This is a genomic window from Paenibacillus terrae, from assembly GCF_000943545.1.
Lineage (GTDB): Bacteria > Bacillota > Bacilli > Paenibacillales > Paenibacillaceae > Paenibacillus > Paenibacillus terrae_A.
In genome coordinates this window covers 1-394 of sequence record NZ_JTHP01000205.1, presented here as the reverse complement: position 1 = coordinate 394, position 394 = coordinate 1, and the positions used below count along the sequence as shown (strand labels likewise).

At 52.8% G+C, this 394-nt stretch carries 1 protein-coding gene; it reads left to right on the top strand.

The features are described 5' to 3' along the window. The coding region (locus tag QD47_RS29680; RefSeq protein WP_044649498.1) for an AMP-binding protein at positions 1–394 on the top strand (394 nt) is incomplete at both ends.

Sequence of the window (394 nt, the reverse complement as noted above, 5' to 3'; positions counted from 1 at the left end):
GAAACCAGACGGTTGCCGCATATTCGCATGACAAAACCATTGTCGACCTGTTTGAAGAACAAGCGGTGCGGACGCCGGAAGCCGTGGCGATTGTTGATGAAAATACGGTCATGACATATGGTGAACTGCTTGCGGCTGCCAATCGAATTGCGATCGTATTGAGTCAGAAAGGCCTGCGCAAAGGGGCAATTGCAGGCATCACCATGAAGCGTTCAGCGATGCTGATTGCAGGGATTCTTGGTGTGCTGAAAACCGGGGCGGCCTATGTGCCGATTGACCCGGAATACCCGGAAGAACGGATTCATTACATGCTGGATGACAGTAAAGCGGATGTACTGATCGTCGACCACGACGTTGTGCCTCCAGCAGGATATAGCGGGGGGATCGTTACCCT